Source organism: Paraburkholderia sp. BR10954, from assembly GCF_040965775.1.
Classification (GTDB): domain Bacteria; phylum Pseudomonadota; class Gammaproteobacteria; order Burkholderiales; family Burkholderiaceae; genus Paraburkholderia; species Paraburkholderia youngii.
This window is the reverse complement of the sequence record NZ_JBFRCK010000182.1, coordinates 1-969: the sequence shown is the minus strand read 5'-3', so window position 1 is coordinate 969 and position 969 is coordinate 1. Positions and strand designations below refer to the sequence as shown.

At 58.6% G+C, this 969-nt stretch carries 1 protein-coding gene and 1 pseudogene; both read left to right on the top strand.

The features are described from left to right. Positions 1-292 (top strand): annotated as a pseudogene (locus AB4Y34_RS41730) (hypothetical protein); the annotation flags it as partial. 32 nt (positions 293-324) lie between these two features. Beyond that, a complete protein-coding gene (locus AB4Y34_RS41725) occupies positions 325-813 on the top strand; it encodes a hypothetical protein (protein ID WP_368719290.1) in 489 nt (162 codons plus the stop codon). Positions 814-969 lie beyond the last annotated feature (156 nt).

Sequence of the window (969 nt, the reverse complement as noted above, 5' to 3'; positions counted from 1 at the left end):
GCAAGTAAAACGATCAGGCGCGGGTCGCGCAAAAGAATGGCGCCGTCTGTACGTCATCTGGTGGGGGACGGCAGGCTACAAGGTCTCGAAGCCACAGAAAACGCTTGCCTCACTTTATCAAGTGTCGTGGCTGTATATCAACTTCTTCCAGCCGTCATTCAAACTGAAATCAAAGACACGTCACGGCGCCAAGGTGACAAAGCGCTATGAGGCGCCGTTGACGCCGCTTGATCGCGTGCTGCGGTCGACCTCCATTAAGGACGACTACCCCCGAAAAGGACGGACACCCTAGGATCGAGAGTGTGCGCGGCATGGCTGAGTTTGATGATGGCGCACTATGCGGACATGCTGGTCCTGATCGCATTGCCTCCGGGTCGGGACGCTGGTGGCGCAATACCTTTCTTTTCGCGTCCGGGCAGCGACCGCGGTGAGGCCATGACAAATGGAGATACCTTCAGCTTCTATCAGCGTATCTGTATGGCTCGCGGCCTCCGTCACGGCCAAGGCTGGACGTGCGCTCTGGGGCCGTACGGTATCGTCACGCTGTTTCCGTCGCGGATCGCGGCGCTGCTCGATTGGAAGGTTGGCGCGACCACCGTCATATCCGTCATGCCCCTATTGATGGCGGTATTCGCAATTGATATCACGGATACGGTGGACTTCTCGGTCTATTCCGCGTCGGGAGCGTTGCTGGGCTTCACGATTCTCTTCGCACACACCTATGCGTTCGGGTTGCGCGCGCATCTGGACCCGAGCGGACGGGCGGTCGGGGGCACAGCGGCAATGCTGATGGTGGGGCGGCGATCGAGTTGATTCTATTCAATTCATGCGTCCAACCATGGGGTGTCGTTCGCCGGCCGTTCGCGACCTGATTCTCCCGCCGTGCCGATCGCGCTCGACGGTGACGACAATTTTCAGCCCAAACGGGGCGGATTTGCCAAAGTTGGTTGTAGAGTCGTTGACTTTGGT

Bases quoted from the DNA above. Each gene is read 5' to 3' on its own strand.
- AB4Y34_RS41725 (WP_368719290.1), top strand. From the start codon at position 325: ATGATGGCGCACTATGCGGACATGCTGGTCCTGATCGCATTGCCTCCG.